Source organism: Nonomuraea sp. NPDC050451, from assembly GCF_044458585.1.
In genome coordinates this window covers 190,289-212,301 of record NZ_JBITHZ010000019.1, presented here as the reverse complement: position 1 = coordinate 212,301, position 22,013 = coordinate 190,289, and the positions used below count along the sequence as shown (strand labels likewise).

The 22,013-nt window shown below is 69.1% G+C and carries 16 protein-coding genes; 4 read left to right on the top strand and 12 right to left on the bottom strand.

The window, feature by feature from the left end; translation table 11 throughout:
- Positions 1-1,531: 1,531 nt before the first annotated feature.
- A complete protein-coding gene (locus tag ACIBI9_RS41860; protein WP_397231011.1) occupies positions 1,532-2,494 on the top strand; it encodes a ParB/RepB/Spo0J family partition protein in 963 nt (320 codons plus the stop codon).
- A gap of 422 nt (positions 2,495-2,916) precedes the next feature.
- On the opposite strand, the gene ACIBI9_RS41855 is transcribed toward ACIBI9_RS41860, so the two are convergent.
- The 3 genes from ACIBI9_RS41855 to ACIBI9_RS41845 form a co-directional block, all read right to left on the bottom strand.
- Positions 2,917-3,963, bottom strand: coding sequence for a threonine aldolase family protein (locus ACIBI9_RS41855; RefSeq protein ID WP_397231009.1), 1,047 nt, complete (start codon positions 3,961-3,963; stop codon positions 2,917-2,919).
- Between the two features lie 1,108 nt (positions 3,964-5,071).
- Positions 5,072-6,028: a D-alanine--D-alanine ligase gene (locus ACIBI9_RS41850; RefSeq protein WP_397231007.1), complete on the bottom strand. Its 957-nt coding sequence runs from the start codon at positions 6,026-6,028 to the stop codon at positions 5,072-5,074.
- A 1,324-nt stretch (positions 6,029-7,352) separates the two neighbouring features.
- Complete coding sequence (locus ACIBI9_RS41845) at positions 7,353-8,699, bottom strand: PLP-dependent aminotransferase family protein (RefSeq protein ID WP_397231005.1); 1,347 nt, start codon at positions 8,697-8,699, stop codon at positions 7,353-7,355.
- A gap of 155 nt (positions 8,700-8,854) precedes the next feature.
- Between ACIBI9_RS41845 and ACIBI9_RS41840 the strand changes: the two genes are divergently transcribed.
- Positions 8,855-9,472: a GNAT family N-acetyltransferase gene (locus tag ACIBI9_RS41840; protein ID WP_394493930.1), complete on the top strand. Its 618-nt coding sequence runs from the start codon at positions 8,855-8,857 to the stop codon at positions 9,470-9,472.
- A 109-nt stretch (positions 9,473-9,581) separates the two neighbouring features.
- Here ACIBI9_RS41840 and trxA read toward each other — a convergent pair whose 3' ends face one another.
- The 8 genes from trxA to ACIBI9_RS41800 all read right to left on the bottom strand — a co-directional run bounded on the left by trxA (position 9,582) and on the right by ACIBI9_RS41800 (position 18,424).
- The gene (gene trxA / locus ACIBI9_RS41835; protein WP_394493928.1) at positions 9,582-9,896 is read right to left on the bottom strand and encodes a thioredoxin; all 315 of its coding nucleotides are present in this window, start codon (positions 9,894-9,896) and stop codon (positions 9,582-9,584) included.
- A 14-nt stretch (positions 9,897-9,910) separates the two neighbouring features.
- Entirely contained in the window at positions 9,911-10,843 is a 933-nt protein-coding gene (trxB, locus tag ACIBI9_RS41830; RefSeq protein WP_397231002.1) for a thioredoxin-disulfide reductase, read from the bottom strand.
- A gap of 132 nt (positions 10,844-10,975) precedes the next feature.
- On the bottom strand, positions 10,976-11,875 hold the full coding sequence (locus ACIBI9_RS41825; RefSeq protein WP_397231000.1) for an anti-sigma factor family protein: 900 nt from the start codon (positions 11,873-11,875) through the stop codon (positions 10,976-10,978).
- Positions 11,865-12,500, bottom strand: a complete 636-nt coding sequence (sigM, locus tag ACIBI9_RS41820; RefSeq protein ID WP_394493924.1) for an RNA polymerase sigma factor SigM — start codon at positions 12,498-12,500, stop codon at positions 11,865-11,867. Before sigM ends, ACIBI9_RS41825 begins: the two co-directional genes overlap by 11 nt.
- Before the next feature lie 15 nt (positions 12,501-12,515).
- Positions 12,516-14,027: a protein kinase family protein gene (locus ACIBI9_RS41815; protein ID WP_397230998.1), complete on the bottom strand. Its 1,512-nt coding sequence runs from the start codon at positions 14,025-14,027 to the stop codon at positions 12,516-12,518.
- A 166-nt stretch (positions 14,028-14,193) separates the two neighbouring features.
- Entirely contained in the window at positions 14,194-15,801 is a 1,608-nt protein-coding gene (gene murJ, locus ACIBI9_RS41810; RefSeq protein WP_397230997.1) for a murein biosynthesis integral membrane protein MurJ, read from the bottom strand.
- Positions 15,798-17,924, bottom strand: a complete 2,127-nt coding sequence (locus ACIBI9_RS41805) for a DUF6049 family protein (RefSeq protein WP_397230995.1) — start codon at positions 17,922-17,924, stop codon at positions 15,798-15,800. Before ACIBI9_RS41805 ends, murJ begins: the two co-directional genes overlap by 4 nt.
- 50 nt (positions 17,925-17,974) lie before the next feature.
- Positions 17,975-18,424 (bottom strand): YbaK/EbsC family protein, encoded by a 450-nt coding sequence (locus ACIBI9_RS41800; RefSeq protein ID WP_397231019.1) that lies wholly within the window; start codon positions 18,422-18,424, stop codon positions 17,975-17,977.
- A gap of 231 nt (positions 18,425-18,655) precedes the next feature.
- Between ACIBI9_RS41800 and ACIBI9_RS41795 the strand changes: the two genes are divergently transcribed.
- On the top strand, positions 18,656-20,056 hold the full coding sequence (locus ACIBI9_RS41795) for a CCA tRNA nucleotidyltransferase (RefSeq protein WP_397230993.1): 1,401 nt from the start codon (positions 18,656-18,658) through the stop codon (positions 20,054-20,056).
- Here ACIBI9_RS41795 and ACIBI9_RS41790 read toward each other — a convergent pair.
- Positions 20,007-21,311: an MFS transporter gene (locus tag ACIBI9_RS41790; RefSeq protein ID WP_397230991.1), complete on the bottom strand. Its 1,305-nt coding sequence runs from the start codon at positions 21,309-21,311 to the stop codon at positions 20,007-20,009. The two genes, ACIBI9_RS41795 and ACIBI9_RS41790, sit on opposite strands and share 50 nt — an antisense overlap.
- 106 nt (positions 21,312-21,417) lie before the next feature.
- Here ACIBI9_RS41790 and idi point away from each other — a divergent pair, with 106 nt between their 5' ends.
- A complete protein-coding gene (gene idi / locus ACIBI9_RS41785) occupies positions 21,418-22,002 on the top strand; it encodes an isopentenyl-diphosphate Delta-isomerase (protein WP_397230989.1) in 585 nt (194 codons plus the stop codon).
- Positions 22,003-22,013 lie beyond the last annotated feature (11 nt).

Here is a 22,013-nt window from a genome sequence, read left to right as displayed (position 1 = left end):
TCGAGATCGCTTATCCGGGAAGGATCAAGTAAATCAGATAAAGAGCACTCTTCGTTACTCAGAGTAGGACTTTACACACTTCAGGTGACAAGCTCCATACCACCATGCCCTCGCACGACCGCCATGGAGGCAGGGCGGCCTGCACCGCTTCCCCAGGCACACCGAGACGACAAATCAGCGCAAACGGCAAGCTCCCCCCACAGCGAGCCACCGTGAGGCAGCGTCACGGCGTCCCAGCGGCGCAAGGAGACAGAGGCCTCCAGAGGACGAGCAATCCAGCAAGACCGCGATGCGACGGGACGACAAAAGGCGGGCCAGTCGGGACGCGAGATGCCAATGCGGCAAGACGGTGGCGCAGTTGTAGGACAGCGGCCCGTTACTCCCCATCGCCAGCCCGCAACCGCGCTGGCTGTCCGAGGCTCGCTGTCCCACGGATCACGCGTCACAGTCCAGAGTCCAGCGCCGCCATGATCCCGCCGATGCATCCGCCAGCGACGGCGGTCACTGTGCCGCAGTCCCGTCCCACCGCCCCGCCGCTACCCCACCGCCTCGCTGCCTCGCCGCCTCACGATGCGCCGACGCGTCCGTCCCTCCACGACCGCTCTTCTAGCGGGCTGCCGACCACCAGCACCACTGGCGTCAACCAGCGGCACCTAAGCGCGCCATGGATGGAAGAAGGCGCCCCCCGATCACCGCCGCCCTGAAGCCGCGACTTCTAAGCGCCCGGCCCCGCGGACGAAGGGGCCCACGATCCCGTCGTTCTACAGTCGCCTCGGCGTCTCGAGGTTATGACGATGCGGCGATGCGGTGGGAACCTCACGTCGAGCGGAGATGCCCACTGGCCCGATGCCGCGCTGTGGCAAGGAGACAAGGCAGCGAGGCGGCGGGCGGCGGGACGGCGAAGCAGCAAGGCGGTGGGACGGCGAAAGCACCGAAGCGGCGAGGCGGTGAGGCGGTGAGACGGCGAGGCGTGGCGAGGCGGCGAGACGGCGGGGCGGCGGGACGGCGGGACGGCGGGGCAGCGGGACGGCGAGGCGGCGGGGCAGCGGGACGGCGAGGCGGCGGGGCAGCGGGACGGCGAGGCGGCGGGGCAGCGGGACGGCAGGGCAGCGGGACGGCGGGACGGCGGGGCAGCGGGACGGCGAGGCGGCGGGGCAGCGGGACGGCAGGGCAGCGGGACGGCGAGGCGGGGAGACCGCGGGGCAGCGGGACGGCGAGGCGGCGGGGCAGCGGGACGGCGAGGCGGCGGGGCAGCGGGACGGCGAGGCGGCGGGGCAGCGGGACGGCGAGGCGGCGGGGCAGCGGGACGGTGGTCGGGCGCGGCGAGGGGCCCTCGGTCGTGGCGTCGGATCGTGTGATGGGGGCGATTGGCTCGAGCGTGAGAGGGGCTCAAGCCAGTCGTTGGGTTGGTTTGTGATCGTGTCGGTGTAAATAGAACCCGGGTGGTGTGTGGCGAGGGGGCGCCCCGTCGCGCGCACGACGGTAACCTCTCCTGGAGTGACCGGAATCGGCCGGGTGATGAGGAGACGCAGTGAGTCAGCAGCGGCGGGGATTGGGCAAGGGGCTCGGGGCGCTCATCCCGACCGGTCCCATCGTTGACGGAACGGGAACGGTGTCTCCCCCGTCGAACGGTTCAACGGGGGAGACCGGCCCAAGGCCGATCGCTGGAGCGTACTTCAAGGAGGTCGCGCTGGACGCGATCGTCCCCAACCCGCGCCAGCCGCGTGAGATCTTCGACGGAGAGCGCCTCGATGAGTTGGCGGCGTCCATCCGGGAGGTCGGTCTCCTCCAGCCGATCGTGGTCCGATCGGTCGGTGGTGGTCAGTACGAGCTGATCATGGGGGAGCGGCGCTGGCGGGCGTGCCAGCAGGTCGGCTTGGACCCGGTCCCGGCGATCGTCCGCAACACGCAGGACACCGATCTCCTCCGGGACGCCTTGATCGAGAACCTTCAGCGCGAGCAGCTGAACGCTCTTGAAGAGGCCGCCGCCTATCAGCAACTCCTCGACGACTTTCAGGCGACGCACGATCAGTTGGCGCAGAAGGTCGGCCGCTCTCGCTCCCACATCACCAACACCCTCCGCCTCTTGAACCTCCCTCCCGAGGTTCAGCAGAAGGTGGCCGCCGGGGTCATCAGCGCCGGCCACGCTCGAGCTCTCCTTGGCCTCCCCAGCGCTGAAGAGCAGATCGAACTGGCCAAGCGAATCGTGGCGGAGCTCCTGTCGGTCCGGGCGGTTGAGGAGATCGTCGCGATGGGCAGCGCCAAGGCCGCCACGAAGCCCGCGCGCGAGCGCCAGGCACCCAAGCCCACCGCCCCCGGTCTGACCCACCTCGCCGACCGCCTCTCGGACCACTTCGAGACCAAGGTGAAGGTGGATCTGGGTCGCCGCAAGGGACGCATCGTCGTTGAGTTCGCCACGATCGACGACCTTGAGCGAATCATCGGCACCATGGCGCCGGAAGCTGTCCGCGCGATGCGGGAGTCCGAAGACTGACGCTGTTACGTGAAACCGACGCCAAGCTCCGCTCCCGGACGGTCGATGTTTCACGTGAGACCGTAGTCGCCAGCCCATCGCTCCCGCCACTTTCGTCCTCCCGCGCAGGCGTCGCGGCAGTGGCGAACGATGAACGGCCGCCGCCTCCGGTTCAGGTTCGGTGGCTCACATGAACCGTCGCCGCCGGTTCTTCGGGCCGCTGTTTCACGTGAAACCGACGCCAAGCCCCGGCTCCGGACGGTCGATGTTTCACGTGAAACGAGGTGCTTGGCCGAGAGATCTGCTTTGGTAGGTCGTCTTGTGGGCGACGCTCTTGGGTCGAGTGGTTCTTGGGGAGCGTTTCACGTGAAACATGGAACTGCGTCGCGAGGTCGAGAGGGCGGCGTGTTTCACGTGAAACAGCGGACAGCGTGGGCGCGAGACTACGCGGCGGCGGCCTTCCGGAGGTCGTCGAGGAAGTCGTCCACGTTCTCCGGCGTCGTGTCGAAGGCGGTCATCCAGCGGACGATGCTGGCGCGCTCGTCCCAGTAGTGGAACAGATAGCGTCCACTGAGGGTCTTCGCGACGGCGGGCGGGATGACGGCGAAGATGGCGTTGGATTGGACCGGGTACGCCAACGACACGCCGGGCACATCCGTCAGGCCGTCCGCCAGCCGGGCGGCCATCTTGTTGGCATGAGAAGCGTTCTCGCGCCACAGGTCGTCCGTCAGAAGTGCTGAAAGCTGGGCCGAGATGAAGCGCATCTTCGAGGCGAGTTGCAGTGACTGGCGGCGGAGGAACGGCACAGCGGACGCGAGTGAGGAGTCGAGGACGACGACCGCCTCGGCCGCCAGCGCGCCGTTCTTGGTGCCACCGAAGCTGAAAACGTCCACACCGACGTCCATCGTGATGGCCTTCAGGTCGCAGTCGAGGTGGGCGGCGGCGTTCGCGAGTCTGGCGCCGTCCACATGGAGCCGTAGACCCGACTCGTGTGCCGCCTCCGCCACGGCGGCGATCTCGGTGGGGGAGTAGCAGGTGCCGAGCTCCGTGACTTGGGAGATGGAGACCACCGTGGGTTGGGACTCGTGGGGGTTGCCGATCCCGCCCAGGCGGGACTTGATGTCTTCCGGGCGGAGCTTGCCGTCCTCGGTGGAGATCGTCATCAGCTTGACGCCAAGGAGACGTTCCGAGGCTCCAGCTTCGTGCGTGGCGATGTGGGCGCTGTCGGCGCAGAGGATCGCGTCATAGCGGCCGAGCATGAGGGCCAGCCCGACCATGTTGGCGCCCGCACCGTTGAGCACCGGGAAGCCCTCGGCACCCGCGCCGAACACTTCCTTGGCCTTTTCCTCGAACGCCGAGGTCCAACTGTCGCCGCCGTAGGCGGGCGCGTCTCCGTGGTTGGCTGAGGCGATGGCTTCGAGGATGGTCGGGTGCACGCCAGCGTGGTTGTCGCTGGCGAAGCTCTTGGGGTACATCGAATCGATCAGCACACGGTAAGGCTACTTAGCTGCCCTCTGTCCGGTGCTCGGGCATCCCGTCTATCGGTTCCGTCCCGCAGGGGTTGCGGATCCGGTGGAGGTTGGTCCCCGCGTTCGTTGTTCAGCGCGTTCTTGAATGGACGGGTGCTGGGCCGGTGGGCGGGTGATGAATGAGTGAGGTGTCGCTTAGACATCGGAGGCGCCGGCAGGCGCGCGCTCTGCCCCTGCATGGTGTCCGCGATGGCTCAGGGCGTGAAGGTGGGGTTGGCGGCGCTTGGTGCTTCGCTTCGGATAGCGTCGCGCCGCGGCTGCCCTTTTCGGAAGGAAACCCGATCTGAGTCGCGTGCTGCCTAAAGGACTCAGCCACGCTGCCGGACACAGACCCTGGAACTGGCGATGCTGTCGGATGGTCACCTCAGAGTTGGCTGTGGTGACGGTCGTTCGTCTTCTGGGGGTGGTCGTGCTAGCCGGTCGCTCACGTCTGAGTTGGTTGTGGTGTCGGATGTCCGTTTCTGGGTTGGCTGCCGTGCTGACTGTTCGCGCCGGGGGTCGCGCTGGCGGTTGCCCGCGTCCGGGTTGGCGGTGGTGCCGGATGTCATCTGTGCGTCGGCTGCGGTGATGTCCGTCTCTGCGTTAGCTGTGGTGCAGATTGTTCGCGCCAAGGGGCGGTCGTACTGGCGGTTGTCCGCGGCCGGGTTGCCGCGGGTGTCTCATGCCATCTGTGTGTTGGCTGTGGTGTTGAGCGTTCGCTGGGCGGCGTGCTGTCGGGTGCTTGCGGTGCGTTGGTCGCGCTGCTCCGGGCTCGTTTCCGAGTGTGGTTGTTGCTGGTTGTTCGCCGCCGGGGTCGCCCGTCCTCGAGTTGGCTTGCCGTTGGGCGCTTGCTTCCGGGGTGGTCGCTCGTGCTCCAGTTGGCTTGCCGTTGGGCGCTCGCTTCCGCCGGTCTTCGACTTCGGCTTTCGGAAGGACTGCGGGGGGCGGGCGCGGACTCGAGCTGATTTCTGAGTTGGACGATGGGGCGCTCGTGGTGAATGGGAGCGCAGGTGCAGTTACGAGTGGGGTGGCGCGCCTGGGAGTATGGGGCAGGCGCGCGCTTACGAGTCGGCTGTTGAGGAGGTGGGGGTCAGGAGTGGGCGCGGGTGGCGGCGTTTTGGAGGAGGGTGCGGCAGAGGTCGCCCAGGTCTTGGCCGGCGGCTTCGGCGGCCATCGGGAGGAGAGAAGTCTCCGTCATTCCTGGGGCCACGTTGACTTCCAGGAAGTGCGGGATGCCGTCGGCGTCGACGATCAGGTCCGTACGGGAGATGTCGCGGAGGCCGAGGGCCGTGTGGGCGATCACCGCGGTCTCGGCGCACGCTGCGGCAGCCTGGGCGGAGAGACGGGCAGGGGCGAAGAACTCGGTGTGTCCGGCCGTGTAGCGAGCCGCGTAGTCGTAGACGCCCTCGTCCGGGACGATCTCCACGGCGGGCAGTGCTTCCGGGCCGTTGCCGAGGTCTACGACGGAGACCGCCACCTCCACGCCCTCCACGTACCGCTCGATCAGCGCCGTGTCGCCATACGCGAAGCAGCCGACCATCGCGGCGGGGAGTTCCTCTGCCGTGCGGACGATCGAGGCGCCCAGCGCTGAGCCGCCCCGGGCGGGCTTGACGAAGAGAGGCAGGCCGAGGCGCTCAATGATGCGCCCCAGCACCACCGTGGCGCCGAGGTCGTGGAACGTCTCCTTCGGCAGTGTGACGGACTGCGGCGTCTGCAGGCCGACCGAGCGCACGACGGCCTTGGCCGTGGGCTTGTCGAAGGCCACCCGGCACGCGTCCGGGTCGGCGCCCACGTACGGGACGTTGAGAAGCTCGAGGACAGAACGGATCGCGCCGTCCTCGCCCGCGCCGCCGTGGAGGGTCACGAAGACCGCGTCCGGCGGGTCCGCGAGGATGGAGGGCACGAGGGACGCGTCGGTGTCGCGGGCCTCCACGTCGACGCCCGCCGCACGCAGCACCTCGCTGACTCGGCGACCGGAGCGCAGGGACACCTCTCGCTCATAGGAGAGACCTCCGGCCAGCACGAGCACGTGGCCCAGATCGCTCATTACATCTCCTCCGCTGATCGCACGCGCCGCTGTCCAACCGTACCGCCAAGCTGCCGAGGCCCGGCACGCCACCAGCACTTGGCGCGCCCGGATGGTGCTGCGCCCGGATGGTGCTGCGCCCCAATCATGCTGTGGCTGGATCACGCCGCGACTGGATCACGCCCGGCATGCTCGCCGACGCCGCTACGGGACAGGGGTCTTGCGGGGCCCGGGCTGGCGGTCGGTGTCGGGTGCGTTAGGGAGCTGGGTGGTGGCGGTGCTTTGGGAAGGGTTTGGGGTCAGATCCAGAGCACCGTTTTTGGGGTGGGCGGCGATGGTGCATGAATGGGGCAGGTCGGGGGTGAGAGCGCCCGGAAGGGACGGAGGCCGACGGTGGTGGGACGGGCTCCGGGAAGGCGCGGGTGGGGGAGGGGCTGGGGACGGTGGTCGGGGAGGGAAGCCGGGCTAAGGCTGCGGCGATGTCCATGAGAGTGCGAGGGCGGGGAGTGGCAGTTCACGGGTGGGCGTAAGGCCGGGCTGGTGGCGGCGCGCGGTTGGGCGCGGGGCCAGGCGGATGGCGGCGCGGGTGTCCGCACGATCGGGGGCTGGTGGACGCGAGGGCAGGGGGCGGTGACAGGAAGGGGGAAGGCCAAGGGGGCGTGGATTTTGCTGGGGTGGGGCCCAAGGGGTGGCTGTGTCTGGAGACGGTGGGTGGGGCAGGGCCGCGGTACCTGGTTCGGCGAAGGGCAAAAGCGTGGCGTTTTGCCGGGGTGGGGTCCACGGGATGGGTGCGCCCCGGAAAACGGGGCGGGTGACGCAGGGCTGCGGTGGCGGGGGAAGCTGAATGCCAAAAGGGCGCGGTGCTCTGTTGGGTTGTGGGTGCGGCCGTAGTGGCTAGGCCCAGAGAGCGGGGTGGGCTGGGCCAGGAGATGGCTGGGGCCTGAAGAGGGCGAGCGGGGTGGGCGGGGCCAGGGGATGGCTGGGGTCTGAAGAGGGCGAGCGGGTGGGGCAGGGGATGGCTGAGTCGGGAGGGGAGCTCAGTGGGATGAAAGGTGGGGCTGACGGAGTGGTGAGGCGGGGCAGCCCTTGATGGCGATGAGGGGTTGGCCACCACGAGGCCGGGCCTTGGTGAGAGGGCTCGGTTGCATGCGGGGGGCCGGCCGGGCGGTGAGGCAGCGCCGGCCCCCGTGGTGATGGCGGTTAGGTCAGGGCGGGGGCTGGCCCTAGTGGTGGTGGCGGCTAGACCCGGTCAGCCCCGTGGTGATGGTGGTTAGGCCTGGTTGGGGTTAGTCCCGGTGGTGATGGTGGTTTGACCTGGTTGGGCCGGCCCCGTTAAGGAAGGTGGTTAGGCCAGGTCGGGGCCGGGGGTGTCGACGCCCTGGTGGTCGCGGGCCGAGCTGGTGCCGAACGTGTCCCGAAGCTGCATCTCCTGGTCGATCACGCCGGCCAGCCGCCGCACCCCCTCCCGGATCCGGTCCGGCTCAGGGAAGCAGTACGAGAGCCGCATGTGCCGTGCCCCGCTCCCGTCCGAGAAGAACCCGGTCCCCGGTACGAACGCCACCCGCTCGGCCACCGCCCGCGGCAGGATGGCCTTCGAGTCGAGCCCCTCGGGAAGGGTCGCCCACACGAAAAAGCCGCCCGCGGGTCGGGTCCAGGTGACCTCGGGCGGCATCAGGGATTCGAGCGCGTCCAGGAGCGCGTCGCGGCGCTCGCGGTAGAGCTCCCTGAACGTTTTGATCTGCTCCCGCCACGGCTGCGTGGTGAGGTACTGGCCCACGGCGAGCTGGGTGAACGAGGAGTGCGACAGCACAGCCGACTCCATGGCCAGCACGAGTTTGTCGCGGATGGCGTGCGGCGCCAGCGCCCAGCCGACGCGGAAGCCCGGGGCGAGCGTCTTGGAGAACGACCCCAGGTAGACCACGCCGTCCGGGTTGTCGGCCCGCAGGGCGCGCATGGGCTCCCCGTCGAAGCCGAGCAGTCCGTACGGGTTGTCCTCGATGATCAGAACCCCGGCCCGCTGGCAGATGTCGAGCACCTGCTGCCGCCGGGCGATGTTCAGGGTGACACCGCCCGGGTTGTGGAAGGTCGGGATCGTGTAGAGGAACTTGATGGGCGCCCCGGCCGTCTCCAGCGCGTAGATGGTCTGGGCCAGGGATTCGGGCACGATGCCCTGATCGTCCATGGCGATGTGCACGACCTTGGCCTGATAGGCGGCGAACGTACCCAGCGCGCCCACGTACGAGGGCCCCTCGGCGAGCACCACGTCGCCCGGGTCGATGAAGATCCGGGTGATCAGGTCGAGGGCCTGTTGCGAACCGACGGTGACGACCACGTCGTCCGCCCCGGCGTGGATCCCCTCCAGCCGCATGACCTCGCAGATCTGCTCACGCAGATGCGGGTCGCCCTGGCCGGAACCGTACTGCAGCGCGACGGGGCCGCGCTTGGTGACGAGGTCGGAGACCAGCTCGCCGACCATGTCGAGGGGAAGAGCCGTGACGTACGGCATGCCGCCCGCGAGCGAGACCACCTCGGGCCTCGACGCGACGGCGAAAAGAGCTCGGATCTCGGAGGCGACCATCCCGGTAGCTCGCGCGGCGTACCGATCGACGTAAGCGTCGATGCGCGACCCTTGGGTCGCGGGTGTCTGACCGTGATCCAGCTCTCCTGTCACGGCCCACCTCCTAGGTGTCATATCGGACTGAAATACCAGATTACGCTAACCGGACATGTCGCCCGTGACGGGCTCGACCGTCGTGGTGTCCGCTGGCGGTATCTTCACTGGGCTACGATGCCACCTGTGGACGCGGTTTTCGCGCGCTTTTCCGGGTCAACGACAGGGGGCCGTAGTTGTCGCGCCGGCTGGTCAACATAACCCTGGACAATCTTGAAGATCTGCCCCATCGCTGCAGGCGGTGCGTGTTCTGGGAGCTTGACCCCATGAGCGGGGAGCGGGCGGTCCGGTCGGGGGATCCGGGGCTGGAGAAGGAGGCCTGGATCTCCGGCACGCTGCTCGAGTGGGGCAGTTGCGGGAAAATCGCCTATGTCGACGGGGTGCCTGCCGGGTTCGTGCTCTACAGCCCGCCGCTCTACAGCCCCCGGTCCGTGGCCTTCCCCACCTCTCCGGTCAGCGCCGACGCCGTGCTGCTGATGACCGCGCACATCATTCCGGAGTTCTCGGGTGGCGGGCTGGGGCGGATGCTGATCCAGGGCGTGGCCAAAGACCTGACCAGGCGCGGCGTGAAAGCCATTGAAGCTTTTGGCGACCTCAAGTGGGAAGAGCCTAGTTGCGTAGTTCCGGCGGAATACTTCCTTTCTGTGGGGTTTAAGACGGTTCGTCCGCATTTGCGTTTTCCGCGGCTTCGGCTGGAGCTCAAGACCGCCGTTTCGTGGCGTGAGGACGTCGAGGTGGCTTTGGAGCGGCTCCTGGGCTCCATGAGTCCGGAACGGGCGCTACGTCCCGTCTGACGACCGCACAGGGCCGTACAAGCGGCCGCACGGGGCCGTACAAGACCAGGAGAACGCGAAAGCCCCCCGCCAGAGGCGGGGGGCCGGGCGCGCGCCGCGGGAGAGCGGGCTAGATGATGCCGTCGAGCTCGCGCAGCAGCATCGCCTTCGGCTTGGCGCCGATGATCTGCTTCACGACCTCGCCGTTCTTGTAGACGTTCATCGTGGGGATCTGGAGCACACCGTACTGGCGCGGAACGTCGGGGTTCTCGTCAATGTTGAGCTTGACGATCTCCAGCTTGTCGCCGTGCTCGTTGGCGATCTCCTGCAGGATGGGGGCGACCTGACGGCACGGCCCGCACCACTCGGCCCAGAAATCGACCAGCACGGGCTTGTCGCTCTTGAGGACGTCGGCTTCGAAAGAGGCGTCGGTGACAGCCTTCACGGTGCGCTCCTTACTCACTTCTCGTTGTTCGCCAGCCAGCGCTCGGAGTCGAGCGAGGCCGAGCAGCCGGTGCCGGCGGCGGTGATGGCCTGACGGTAGGTGTGGTCGACAACGTCTCCCGCGGCGAACACACCGTCGATGTTGGTCGCCGTGGACGGCGAGGCCACCTTGATGTAACCGTCCTCGTCGAGGTCGATCTGCCCCTTGACCAGGTCGGTCCGCGGGTCGTGCCCGATCGCGATGAACAACGCGTCGGTGGCCAGCTCGCATTCCTCGCCGGTCTTGACGTTACGCAGCCGCACGGCCTCGACGTGGGTGTCGCCGAGCACGTCGACGACCTCGGAGTCCCAGACGAACCGGATCTTGTCGTTCGCGAGCGCCCGCTCCTGCATGATCTTGCTGGCGCGCAGCTCGTCGCGGCGGTGCACCACCGTCACCATGCGGCCGAACCTGGTGAGGAACGTGGCCTCCTCCATCGCCGTGTCGCCGCCGCCGACGACCACGATGTCCTTGTTGCGGAAGAAGAAGCCGTCACAGGTCGCACACCAGGACACGCCATGCCCGGACAGGCGCTTCTCGTTCTCCAGGCCGAGCTCGCGGTAGCCGGAGCCCATCGTCAGGATGACCGACTTGGCGTAGTAGGTGTCGGTGTGGGTCTTGACGACCTTGGGGTTCGCCTCCAGGTCCACCTCGACCACGTCGTCGGTGACCAGCTCGGCGCCGAACCGCTCGGCCTGCTTGCGCAGGTTGTCCATGAGGTCGGGGCCCATGATGCCGTCGGGGAAACCCGGGAAGTTCTCCACGTCGGTGGTGTTCATGAGGGCACCACCGGCTGTCACGGAGCCCTCGAAGACCAGCGGCTTGAGCTCGGCGCGCGCGGAGTAGACGGCCGCGGTGTAGCCAGCTGGGCCGGATCCAATAATGATCACGTTACGAACGTCGCTCAACGCTCCACGCCTTCCTCGTCTGCTGTTGCACCGGCGTCAACAGATCCTAGGCCGCCCTGATTCCCTGCCCTACACACAACGCTCACACAAAGCGAAAGAGCCCGCCGAGGCGGGCTCTGACGCGTAGGTCCTTTACCAGCGGCCCAGTGTGGGCTTACGCAGGTTCTTGCAGTTGAACGGGTCGACGATGTCGATGCGCAGCCTCTGGCTGGCCTTGTCCTTCCACGAGGCCACGATCAGGGCCTCCTGGCCGTTGTACTGGCCCTGGTCGACCGCGTACGCCGGCAGCCTGGAGCGGCTCGAGACCCGCTTCACGCACTTGTCGACCTTGCCGTCGTCGTCGGAGCCGCCGCCCACCATGCGCTGGAAGCCGAACATGCCTTCGAGCGGCTGGCGCAGGTCCTGGTCGCTGTAGTTGTGACCGCTGTCGGTCAGCCCGTAGGACCTGGCCATCGTGGGGACCTTGGCCGGGGACGAGGGGACCGCGGAGGTCTCGGTGACGCCACCGGCCATCACCTCGACGCCGCTGCCTCCGCCTCCGCCGCTCGCGAGCAGGCCGGTCGAGGCCACCGCGGTGCCCACCACGGCGACCGCCGCCGCGGCCGCGATCGCGGGCATCGCCCACCGGCGTCTGCGAGAGGGCCTGGCCGGGACGATCGTGCCGTCGTCGGAGACGACTCCCAGGCGTACCGGCTCGGGGGCCGCCTCAGCGGCCACCTCGACCGGTCGTTCCCACGGGGCGTCCCGCATGAGCTCGTCCCAGTCGGGAGTCTCCACGAGGCCGACACCTCCCCGCCGGGACTCCGCCTCGGCGGCCAAGGCCTTGTCGATGCGCAGTGCGACGCCCATCGGCATGGCCGGTGTGGGGGTCGCCGCGAGCACCTCGCGAACCGCCGCCAGGTCGGCCAGTAGCTCCCCGCATGGGTCACAGACCGCGAGATGCTCGCGGACCCGGCGCGCCGTGTCGACGTCTAGGAGACCCTCGGCCAGCTCGGCCAGGATTTCCAGATCGTAGTGCGTATCACCCGTCACGAAGTTCTGCTCCCTTCGCGGATGAGACGCGATTGAGGTCCGATCGGTTCCGCAGATGGGAAAGAATTGGGGCAAGTTTCGCGCGCCCTCGAGCGCACCGGCTCTTGACCGTGCCGCTCGGCACCTGGAGCACCTGAGCTGCGTCTTCGACCGAATAACCCATCATGTCGACGAGGACGAGAGCCGCCCGCTGGTCGCTGGGCAGGAGTTTCAACGCGGCCGAAACCTCCATGGAGACTTCGCGTTCGACGGTCTGGTCAGGCAGGGGGGTCTCGCGTTCAGCGGCCTCGATCAGCTCGTCGTCGGCGACGGGCCTGACCGATTTACGGCGCATCCTGTCGAGGCAGGCGTTGACCACGATCCGGTGGAGCCAGGTCGTGACGGCCGCCTCGCCGCGAAACGTGGAGGCCTTGCGATATGCGGAGACGAAGGCATCCTGCACGGCGTCGGCGGCCTCGTCGGGGTCACCGAGCGTACGCAGGGCGACCGCCCACATGCGGTCGCGGTGCCGTTTGACGATTTCGCTGAAGGCGTGTGGATCCCCGTTGATGTGCGCGGTCAGCAGCTCGGCGTCTGTAACCGCCGGCCGCTCCGCTGCTGAGGGTGTCTCGGGTGGGGAGTTCACAAGAGGGATTCCTGGTTATGCCGATCCGGGAGAGTGCACCACTACCTCATAGATGGTGCCATGAAACTCGCCCCCATCCATCGGAACCCGGGTAAACCAGATCAAAACGTACTGTCCAGTTGCCGGTTGATCAGGGGTAAGAGTGGTCTTGCCCGCGGCGTTCTTCTCGGTCGCCACCGTCTTCAGCGAGGAAAGATCGGGCGAGTCGCCCACCTTGAGCTCGACGGTCGCGCCGGGAGCATCGGACAGCGTAGCGACCACGTCGCTGATCTGCATGGACTTGCCCATGTCGAGCAGCAGGCCGACGCCCTTCTTGAGATTACCCAGGTCGGCGCTGGTGTAGCGCTCCGTCTTCCACAGGGTGCCGGGCTTGCCGTCGATGGCCAGGTCGGCCATTTCGGGCTTCTCGTTGTTGTCGCCGAGCGGGTCGAAGCCCTGGGCCTTCTTCGGCTTGACGACCTGGGCCTCGGCCGAGGCGGACGTGGAGGTGCTCGGGCTGGAGCCCGACGCCTCGGGCTTGGTCGGGCTGCCCAGGCTGCGGCCGATCGTCCAGGCGCCGACGCCGACGGCCGCGATGACGAGCAGCACGACCAGCGTCATCAGCACGCGGTTGAGCGTGCTGCCGCCGCCCGAGGGGCGGCGCGGCGGCGGGGGCGGGCTCGGCGGGACGGTGAGCTGCTGGCGGTGGACGAGGTCCAGGCCCTCGGTGTGGGAGGCGGAGGCCACCGCGGGGGTCGAGGGGTAGGCGATCGGGATCGGCATGGGCCTGGCCACGCCGGACAGCGCCTCGGCCACGTCGGACGGGCTGGCCAGCGCGCCCTGGCCCCTGCGGGACTCGGGCAGGCACGCGCGCACGGTCACCGTGTCGAGGTAGCTCGGCACGCCGGCGGTGACCTGGCGGGGCGTGCAGAAGTGGCCGTCGGTCATGGGGGCCGCGGGCAGGCCGCCCTCTTCCTCGTCGCCCGGCCAGTGGCCGGTCAGCCCGGCGTACAGCAGCCGGCCCAGCCCCTCGGCGTCGTCGAGCGCAGGCTGGTCGGTGGTGAGCCCGGACAGGGCCGCGTCGACGGCCACGCCGAGCACCTTGACCGTGTTGCCCGTCGTCCACACCAGGTGGGCGGGGCGCAGGCACAGGTGGTAGAGCTGCGCCTCATGGGCGTGCGCGAGCGCCTCGGCGGCCTCGGCCACCAGCCCCGCGGCGCGTTCGGGCTCCAGCGGGCCGGAGGCGAGCAGGTCGGTCAGCGACTCGCCGGTGACCCACTCGCTGACGACGTAGGCGGCCTTGTCGTCCTCCGCGGCGTCGAACACCTGCGTCAGGCGCGGGTCGGTCAGCCTGCTCGCGGCGCGGGCGGCCGTGACCACCTCGTGGACGCGGGGGAAGTCGGGCGCGAAGGTGTGGACGGCCACGGGACGCGCGAGGATCTCATCGATGGCCTTCCAGAGCGTGGCTCCGTCGGACTCGCTGACGCGGTCCTCGAGCCGGAAGCGCTCGGCCAGACGGGTGCCGGGTTCGACGGCCGACGTGCTCACAGGTTCACTCCGCTTGGCCGATCGGGCGTGTTCATGACTCGACTCACCTGCGTGGTGGTGTCCCACGAAGGCACGCTATGCCGGGTGGATCCGCCCACGCCCCTCCTGCTTCCATTCGCGCGTGTCGGGCTCCATGGTAGTGCCGAGTGGATTCGGCCCGCGTTCTTTACCGGCCTACCCGCCCAGCGACCATCCCAACGATGGAATTGACCTCGGGGATGCGCATTCTGTGCGCGACGCCTAGATAGAGCAGCAACCCGAGGCCCCCGCCGACCGCGAGCACGATCAGCGAATTGACGAACCCTAGCCCGGCAAACAGCCCCGTGACTACCCAAACCGCCGCGAGCGCCAACACAGCGGTGGGCAGAGCCGCCAGATACATCCTGGTCAGTGCCATGCCGATCGTCCAGCCACCCAGCCCTCTGACACGGCGGCTGGCCAGCAACCACGCCCCGACGGCGCCCAGCGCGTACGCGATGGCGTACGCGAGCGCCAGCCCCATCACCAGGTACCGGGCCGGCAGCAACGCGTTGAACACCAGCATGAGCGCCGCGTTGGCCGCCGTGGTGGCGGCGCCGACGAACACCGGCGTACGGGTGTCGCCGAAGCTGTAGAAGACCCGCAGCAACAGCTGGAACAGCGCGAACGGCACCAGCGCGAGCCCGTAGACCTGCAGCACGTTGCCGATGTAGACGGCGTCCGCGACGCTGTTGGCGCCGTGGCCGTAGATGGGCACGGTGATCGCCGGCCCGAGCACCATGAGCAGCAGCGACACCGGCACCATCAGCGAGCAGATCAGCCGCACGCTCGACCCGAACTCGCTCCGCACGTCGTGGAAGCGCCCCTCGCCGACGGCCCGGCTCATCCTGGGCAGCATCGCGGTGATCACCGAGACGCCGATGACGCCGTACGGGAGCTGGAAGAGCTGGAAGGCCAGCGTGTACGGGCTGATGCCGTGCCCGTCGACCACGTCGCCCGCCGCGCTGGCCAGGTTGGTGGTCAGCATGAAGCCGAGCTGGGTGACGATCACGTAGCCGATCGTCCAGACGCCCGCCCTGCCCATCTCGCCCAGCCGCGCGTTGCGCACGTCGAACCTGGGCACGAAGTCGAACCCGACCCGCTTGAGCGCCACGATCAGGATGACCGCCTGGGCCACGATGCCCGCCGTGGTGCCCAGCCCGAGCAGCGCCATCTCGCCGGTGCTGATCTGCTGGATGTTGTCGCGCTCGCCGCCCATCATGGCGTACGCCAGGAACACGCAGATGACGACCAGGTTGTTGACCACCGGCGCCCACATGGGCGCGCCGTAGCGGTCGCGGGTGTTGAGGATGGCGCCCGCCACCGCGCCCACGCCGAAGAAGGCGAGCTGCGGCAGGATGAAGCGGGCCAGCATGACCGCGACCTCGAACTTGGGGCTGCCCGGCGCCCAGTCGGTGTAGAGGTCGATCAGCAGCGGCGCGCCGAACACCGCCACCACCGCGACCACGACCAGCGCCGCCGCGGAGATCGTCAGCAGCCGCTGCTCGTACGCCCGGCCGCCGTCGGCGTCGTGCTGCTGGGCCCGGACGATCATCGGCACCACGACGCTGCTCAGCACGCCGAGCAGCAGCAGGTCGAGGATGCTGTACGGGATCGCGTACGCCGCGTTGTAGGCGTCGCCCAGCGCTCTCGTGCCGATGGCGTAGGCCAGCACCATGGTCCGCACGAACCCCGTGACCCTCGACACCATCGTGCCCGCCGCCATGATGGCGCTGGCCCGAAGCATGCGGCTCATACGATCTCATTCTCCCGGGTCTTGGCCGCGTGCGCGAGCTTCCGCTCCGACCTGCGCCGCAGCACTCGCATCACCACGGCGGCGAGCATCACGGTCAGGGCGGCGCCCACGATCACCGAGGCGATCCCGGTGTAGCCGGTGGTGCGGATGGTCAGCCGCTGGGGCTTGCCGTACGGCTGGTTGTCGGAGGTCTTGAGCTGCACGGTCACCGTCGCGTCGCCGCTGGTGCCGGGGGCGGCGTTCATCTTCACCTGGACCATGCCGCTCTGCCGGGGGCCGATCGTCATCGGCTTGTCCTGCGGGAAGTCGACCTGCAACAGCTCGGGGTTGTTGGACGTGACGTCGATGTAGAGGGAGATCGGCACGCCCAGCTCGTTCTTGACGCTGATCGGGACCTGGCCGCTGCTGCCCGCAAGCGTGCGCGTCCGGTTGGGGCCCGACCCGGTGATCTCGATCTTCTCGGTCTGCTCCGTCACCGCCGCGCTGACCAGCTTGGTCACCGCGCGGCCCGCACGGGTGCTGTTGCGCCAGGCCGAGGAGGTCAGCCGGAGGACCGCCGCGTCGAAGCTCGACGGCGTCTTCGCCTCCGTGATCAGGGAGGTGAGCTGCGCCTTCGACGCGACGTCCTTGACCGGGTCGAGGTATTTCGCGGTCAGCTCTTCCTTGCGGTCCTGGTCGGTGTAGGTCAGCCCGGCGCGCGGGACCGACAGCTTGGTCGGCTTGATCGACTCCAGCGCCGTCAGCTCCAGCCACGGCAGCTTTTTCGCGGTCTTCATCAGCGCGTTGACGAGCGTGGGGTTGGGGTCCCACCGGCGCGACGGGGCGATGACGATGGACCTGGGCGAGGTCTGGCCGGCCTCCGCGGCGATCATGGCGGTCTCGGCGATGAAACGCTGCGTGCTGAGCAGCACGGACGTGGGCGCCGCGGGCTCGAAGAGCTTGCTCAGCTCGGCGTCCGCGACCAGCGAGGTGACGGGCCCGCTCACCGAGTCGAGCGTGCCGGCGGCGTCGGGAGTGAACGGCACGGGCGGCTGCGGCGGCAGGTTGGTGGAGTTGAGCAGGACCGTGTCGACCTTGTCCTTGCTGACCGAGAGCAGGTCGAGCGCGTCCGCGTCGAGCATGCCCGCGGGAGGCCAGTTGATGTTGGTCTTGACCTCGCGTTGGAGCAGCGCGGCGGCCTTCTGCCTGCCCAGCTCGAGCGCCCGGCCGGTCTGCGTGTCCAGCCCCTGGTGCGCGAGCGCGGCAACGTCGGGATCGGCGTACGGGACCGCGACCACGGGAGAGGCGGCCAGCGCGGTGCGCATGGCCGTCAGCCAGCTCGCGGCCTCGGGGTTGGCGGGCCTCTCCTGCGTCTCGTCCTTCTTGACCTTGACCCGGTACTTGTTCTTCATCGCGTCGAGGTCGTCGAGCAGCGAGGGCTCGACGAACCAGGTGACGCTCTTGGGCGCGGACTGCGCGATGCGCGCCAGGTCGGCCAGGCGCCCCTTGCCGGTGATCGACTGGCTCAGCTTGTCGTCCACGAACAGGGGCTCGCGGGTCTTCGGGTCGACGTCGGTCCCGCGGTGCGGCTGGTCGATGACGGGCAGGGCGATGGCCAGCTGGTTGCGTGGCACCTTCGGCACCGTGGGCGGCGCGTAGGTGAGGTACGTGCGCTGCGTCATGACCTGCAGGCCGTTCTGGAGCACCTCCACGGCCACCGGGTAGACCCCGAACGAGCGGTAGCCGAGCTGCACGGGCGTGGCGGTGAACTCCCATCGCGCCTGGGCGCCGGCGGCCAGCGCCGGGATGTCCATGAACGAGCTCTGGGAGCCGATGCCCGGCAGCGTCGCGGGGTTCTGGTCGCTCTGGTAGGCGGCCATGATGACGCGGTCGGGGAACTTCTGCGGCGTGTAGCGCAGGCGTACGCGCAGGCCGCTCTGCGGCGCGCCGCTGTCGTTGCGGAGCGTCCCGGTGAACTTGATCACATCGGTCTGCGCGGTCGGCACCTGGCGCGAGATCGACGAGATCGACACGGCCAGGGTCTGCCTGCTCGCCTTCGCGGACTTCGTGGCAGCCGCGCCGGGCGCGGTCGCCACCACGGTGAGGGCGAGCAGCGCGGCGAGCAGCGTGGCCTTACGGATCACGCGAATGCCCGAGCTGGAGTACGACGACGCACGCCCGCAATGGTACGGGCTCAGTGCCGCCGCGCGACCGCCTCACGTGATCCTTTCGCCCTGAGGTCGACCATCTTGCCTGGCAGAAGTGCCATCAGGTCGAGTGCGCGCAGGGTCAGGGCGGTATGCCGTTCGCCGGTCGCGGTGAAGACCGGCCCGTCGTCGGCCAGGAAGTCGGCCGGCAGCCGGTCGTCGATGAACTTGGGCAGCGGCTCGGGCAGGAGCAGCGGGCACACCAGCCCGCTCGCGTAGTCGGTGGCCGAGTTGACCACGTGGACCGGGGCCGGTCGCACCCGGCGTACGCCCAGCACTCCGCCGACGGCTCCCACCGGTGGCGGCGCCGACACGGGGGTGGTGACCGCGATGACGACCTCGCGGCCGACCCTCGTGGCGACCTCGAGCACTGTGACCATCAGGCACCTGCTCGGCGCCGCGGAGACCGCCTCAGGCAGATCTTCCGCGCAAGTCATAGGACGCGGAAGGCGTACGATCTCATGATGGACCTGGTGGGCGAGGAGCCAGCGGTGGATCGCGAGGGCGTCCTTCATATAGTCCTCCTTGCCTCGTTCCCTGGCCCCCGACGGTCCTTGGACCGACGGTAACCCGGACCTGGTGTGGCTCGGGGGATATGTTCCGGAATGCTCCCAGAAGGACCTACCCGCTTGTCCGACTCAACTCTGACTGACAGCCAACGGCGGGCCATGACGGACCTGTTCCGCAAGATCGCCCCGGTGGCCGACGAGCTCGGCCGCCTGTTCGCCGCGCAGGGCCACGAGCTGGCCCTCGTCGGCGGCCCCGTACGCGATCTGCTGCTCGGCCGCATCGGCAACGACCTCGACCTGACCACCGACGCCCGCCCCGAGCGGGTGCTGGAGCTCGTCAGGGACTGGGCCGACTCCGTGTGGACCATCGGCATCGACTTCGGCACGGTGGGCCTGCGCAAGGGCAGCTGGCTGATCGAGATCACGACGTACCGGAGCGAGTCGTACGACCCGAAGTCGCGCAAGCCCGAGGTCATGTACGGCGAGACGCTCGACGAGGACCTGGAGCGGCGCGACTTCGCGGTCAACGCGATGGCGGTGCGGCTGCCCGGCCACGAGTTCGTCGACCCGTACGGCGGCCTCGACGACCTGAAGGCCAGGGTGCTGCGCACGCCGGGCACCCCCGAGCGGTCCTTCGGCGACGACCCGCTGCGCATGCTGCGGGCCGCCAGGTTCGCCTCGCAGCTCGGGTTCGAAGTGGACGATGGGGCCGTGGCGGCGATGACCGCGATGGCCGGGCGCATCGAGATCGTCTCGGCCGAGCGCATCCGCGAGGAGCTCGACAAGCTCGTCTGCGGCGCCAACCCGCGCGAGGGCCTGCGGCTGCTGGTCGAGACCGGGCTGGCCGCGCACGTGCTGCCGGAGCTGCCCAAGCTGCGGCTGGAGATCGACGAGCACCACCGGCACAAGGACGTCTACGAGCACACGCTGACCGTGCTCGACCAGGCCATCGCGCAGGAGGAGGACGGCAAGGCCGACCGGATCCTGCGCTGGGCCGCGCTCATGCACGACATCGGCAAGCCGAAGACGCGCCGGCACGAGTCGGGCGGGCGGGTGTCGTTCCACCACCACGAGGTGGTCGGCGCGCAGATGACCAAGAAGCGGATGGCGGAGCTGAAGTTCCCCAAGGACGTGGTGTCGGACGTGGCGCGGCTGGTGGAGCTGCACCTGCGCTTCCACGGCTACGGCACGGGGGAGTGGACCGACAGCGCCGTACGCCGTTACGTGCGCGACGCCGGCCACTTGCTGGACCGGCTCCACAAGCTGACCAGGGCCGACTGCACCACGCGCAACAAGCGCAAGGCCGCTGCGCTGTCGCGGACCTACGACCAGCTCGAGGAGCGCATCGCCAAGCTCGCCGACGAGGAGGAGCTGGCCAAGATCCGCCCCGAGCTCGACGGCAACGAGATCCAGCGGATCCTCGGCATCGGGCCGGGGCCGGTGGTGGGGCGGGCCTACAAGTTCCTGCTCGAGATCAGGCTCGACAAGGGCGTGATCGGCAAGGAAGCGGCTACCGAGGCGTTGTTGGAGTGGGCGAGGTCGAACGACGTGGGCGCGTGATCATCCGGTACGCGAGCGCGGCCAGGGGATAGCCGACGGCGATGATCACGACGGCCGTGTAGGACTTGCCGTCGGCGGGCAGGATGGCCGCCGACAGGGCCGCGGCGAGGACGTACATGCCGTTGAAGAGCATGTCGTAGATCGAGAACGCCCGGCCCAGGTAGATGTCCTCGACGTCGCGCTGGACCGTGGTGTCGGCGCAGATCTTGACGCTCTGCCCGGCCACGCCCAGCACGAACCCCGCCACCGGCAGCCCCCACTCCTGGAACGGCAGCACCAGCACCGCGGTCAGCAGCCCGGCCGTGGTCAGCGCGATCGGCACCCAGCGCTCGATCGTGAACCGCTCGGTGGCGTACGGGGTGATGACCACGGCGATGGCGTAGCCGACGCCGGAGGTCGCCACGACCAGGCTGACCCCGCTCAGCGCGGCGTCGGCGTCGCCGTTGTAGAAGTAGTAGCGGTAGAGGATGATGCCGAGCGCGGTGGCCATGCCGTAGAAGAAGCGGTGGGCGGCCATCGCGCCCATGGTGGAGGCCGCGACGCGGTGCTTGACCAGGTGCTTGGCGCCGTCCGCGAGGCCGCCGACCACGTTGCGCAGAGCCTCGCGCGCCTGCGGCCGGCTCGGGTCGGACACCGGGCCGAGCAGGCCGCGCTCCATCGTCCGCGCGACCAGCGCGCTCAGGCCGAACACCACGCCCGAGACGACCAGGAGCAGCGCCACGCCGTGGTCCTCGGCGCCGAACACCTTGCGCAGCAGATAACCGAGCCCTACGCCCACGAACGTGACCACGGTGCCCGACGTGGGGACGACCGCGTTGGCGGCCATCAGCCGGTCGGCCGGCACCACGTGTGGCAGCGAGGCGCCGAGCGCGGCCAGGAAGAACCTGTTGACGCCCAGCACGGCCAGCGCCGCCCCGTAGAACACCGGGTCCGGCACGTCAGCGGCGACCAGCGCCGCCGCGACCAGCAGGAGCGTACCCCGCACGATCGGCGCGACCACCAGGATCTGCCGCCGTGACCAGCGGTCGATGAACACGCCCACGAAAGGCCCGAGCACGCTGTACGGCAGCAGCAGCACGGCCAGCCCGGCGGCCACCGCGAGCGCCGTCGTCTGGCTCTCGGGGCTGAAGAAGGCGAACCCGGCCACCCCGAACTGGAAGATCCCGTCGGAGAACTGGGAGATCAGCCGGGTGGCGAACAAGCGCCGGAAATCCTCGCCCCGCAGGACCACGCGTAGGTCGGCCACAAATGACACGCGGCCAGCCTAGCCCTCCACCCATCGCCTAGGATGCGCGAGAGTCGCGATGCGGCAGGTGGGCCGTGGGTTCCGAACGGTCACGGTGTCTCGTACGCTTCATAGCGTGACGACTGAGGAACACGTTGTGCTGGTCGACCGCGACGGCCACGCACTCGGCACAGCGCCCAAGCTGGTGGTGCACGGTCGCGAGACACCCCTTCACCTGGCGTTCTCCAGCTATGTCTTCGACCACGAAGGCCGGGTGCTGCTGACCAGGAGAGCGGACAGCAAGCTCACGTGGCCGGGGGTCTGGACCAACAGCTGCTGCGGCCACCCGCTGCCGGGCGAGCCGGTGGACCGCGCCGTCGAGCGCCGGCTCTCCTACGAGCTGGGGCTCACGGTGGACCGCGTCGACCTCATGCTGCCGGCCTTCTCCTACCGCGCCGCCATGGCCAACGGGATCGTCGAGCACGAGCTCTGCCCGGTCTACCGCGTCACCGTGACCTCGCCGGTCGTCCCCAACCCCGCCGAGGTGGGGGAGACGATGTGGATGCCGTGGAAGGAGTTCGCCGAGGGAGTGCGCAACGGGCTGCTGGCCGTTTCGCCCTGGTGCCAGGAGCAGGTGCCGCTGCTGGCCGACCTCGGCGCCGACCCGCTGACCTGGCATCCCGCCTCGCCCGCCGAGCTGCCCCCGGCGGCCCGCCTGTAGACGTGAAGACG

What these genes read in the sequence shown, in the direction of transcription:
- ACIBI9_RS41850 (WP_397231007.1), bottom strand. Translation starts at nt 6,028, where the DNA reads ATGAGCGATCTGGGCCACGTGCTCGTGCTGGCCGGAGGTCTCTCCTAT.
- ACIBI9_RS41845 (WP_397231005.1), bottom strand. Translation starts at nt 8,699, where the DNA reads ATGACACCTAGGAGGTGGGCCGTGACAGGAGAGCTGGATCACGGTCAG.
- murJ (WP_397230997.1), bottom strand. Translation starts at nt 15,801, where the DNA reads ATGAGCCGCATGCTTCGGGCCAGCGCCATCATGGCGGCGGGCACGATG.
- ACIBI9_RS41800 (WP_397231019.1), bottom strand. Translation starts at nt 18,424, where the DNA reads ATGACTTGCGCGGAAGATCTGCCTGAGGCGGTCTCCGCGGCGCCGAGC.
- ACIBI9_RS41795 (WP_397230993.1), top strand. Translation starts at nt 18,656, where the DNA reads ATGACGGACCTGTTCCGCAAGATCGCCCCGGTGGCCGACGAGCTCGGC.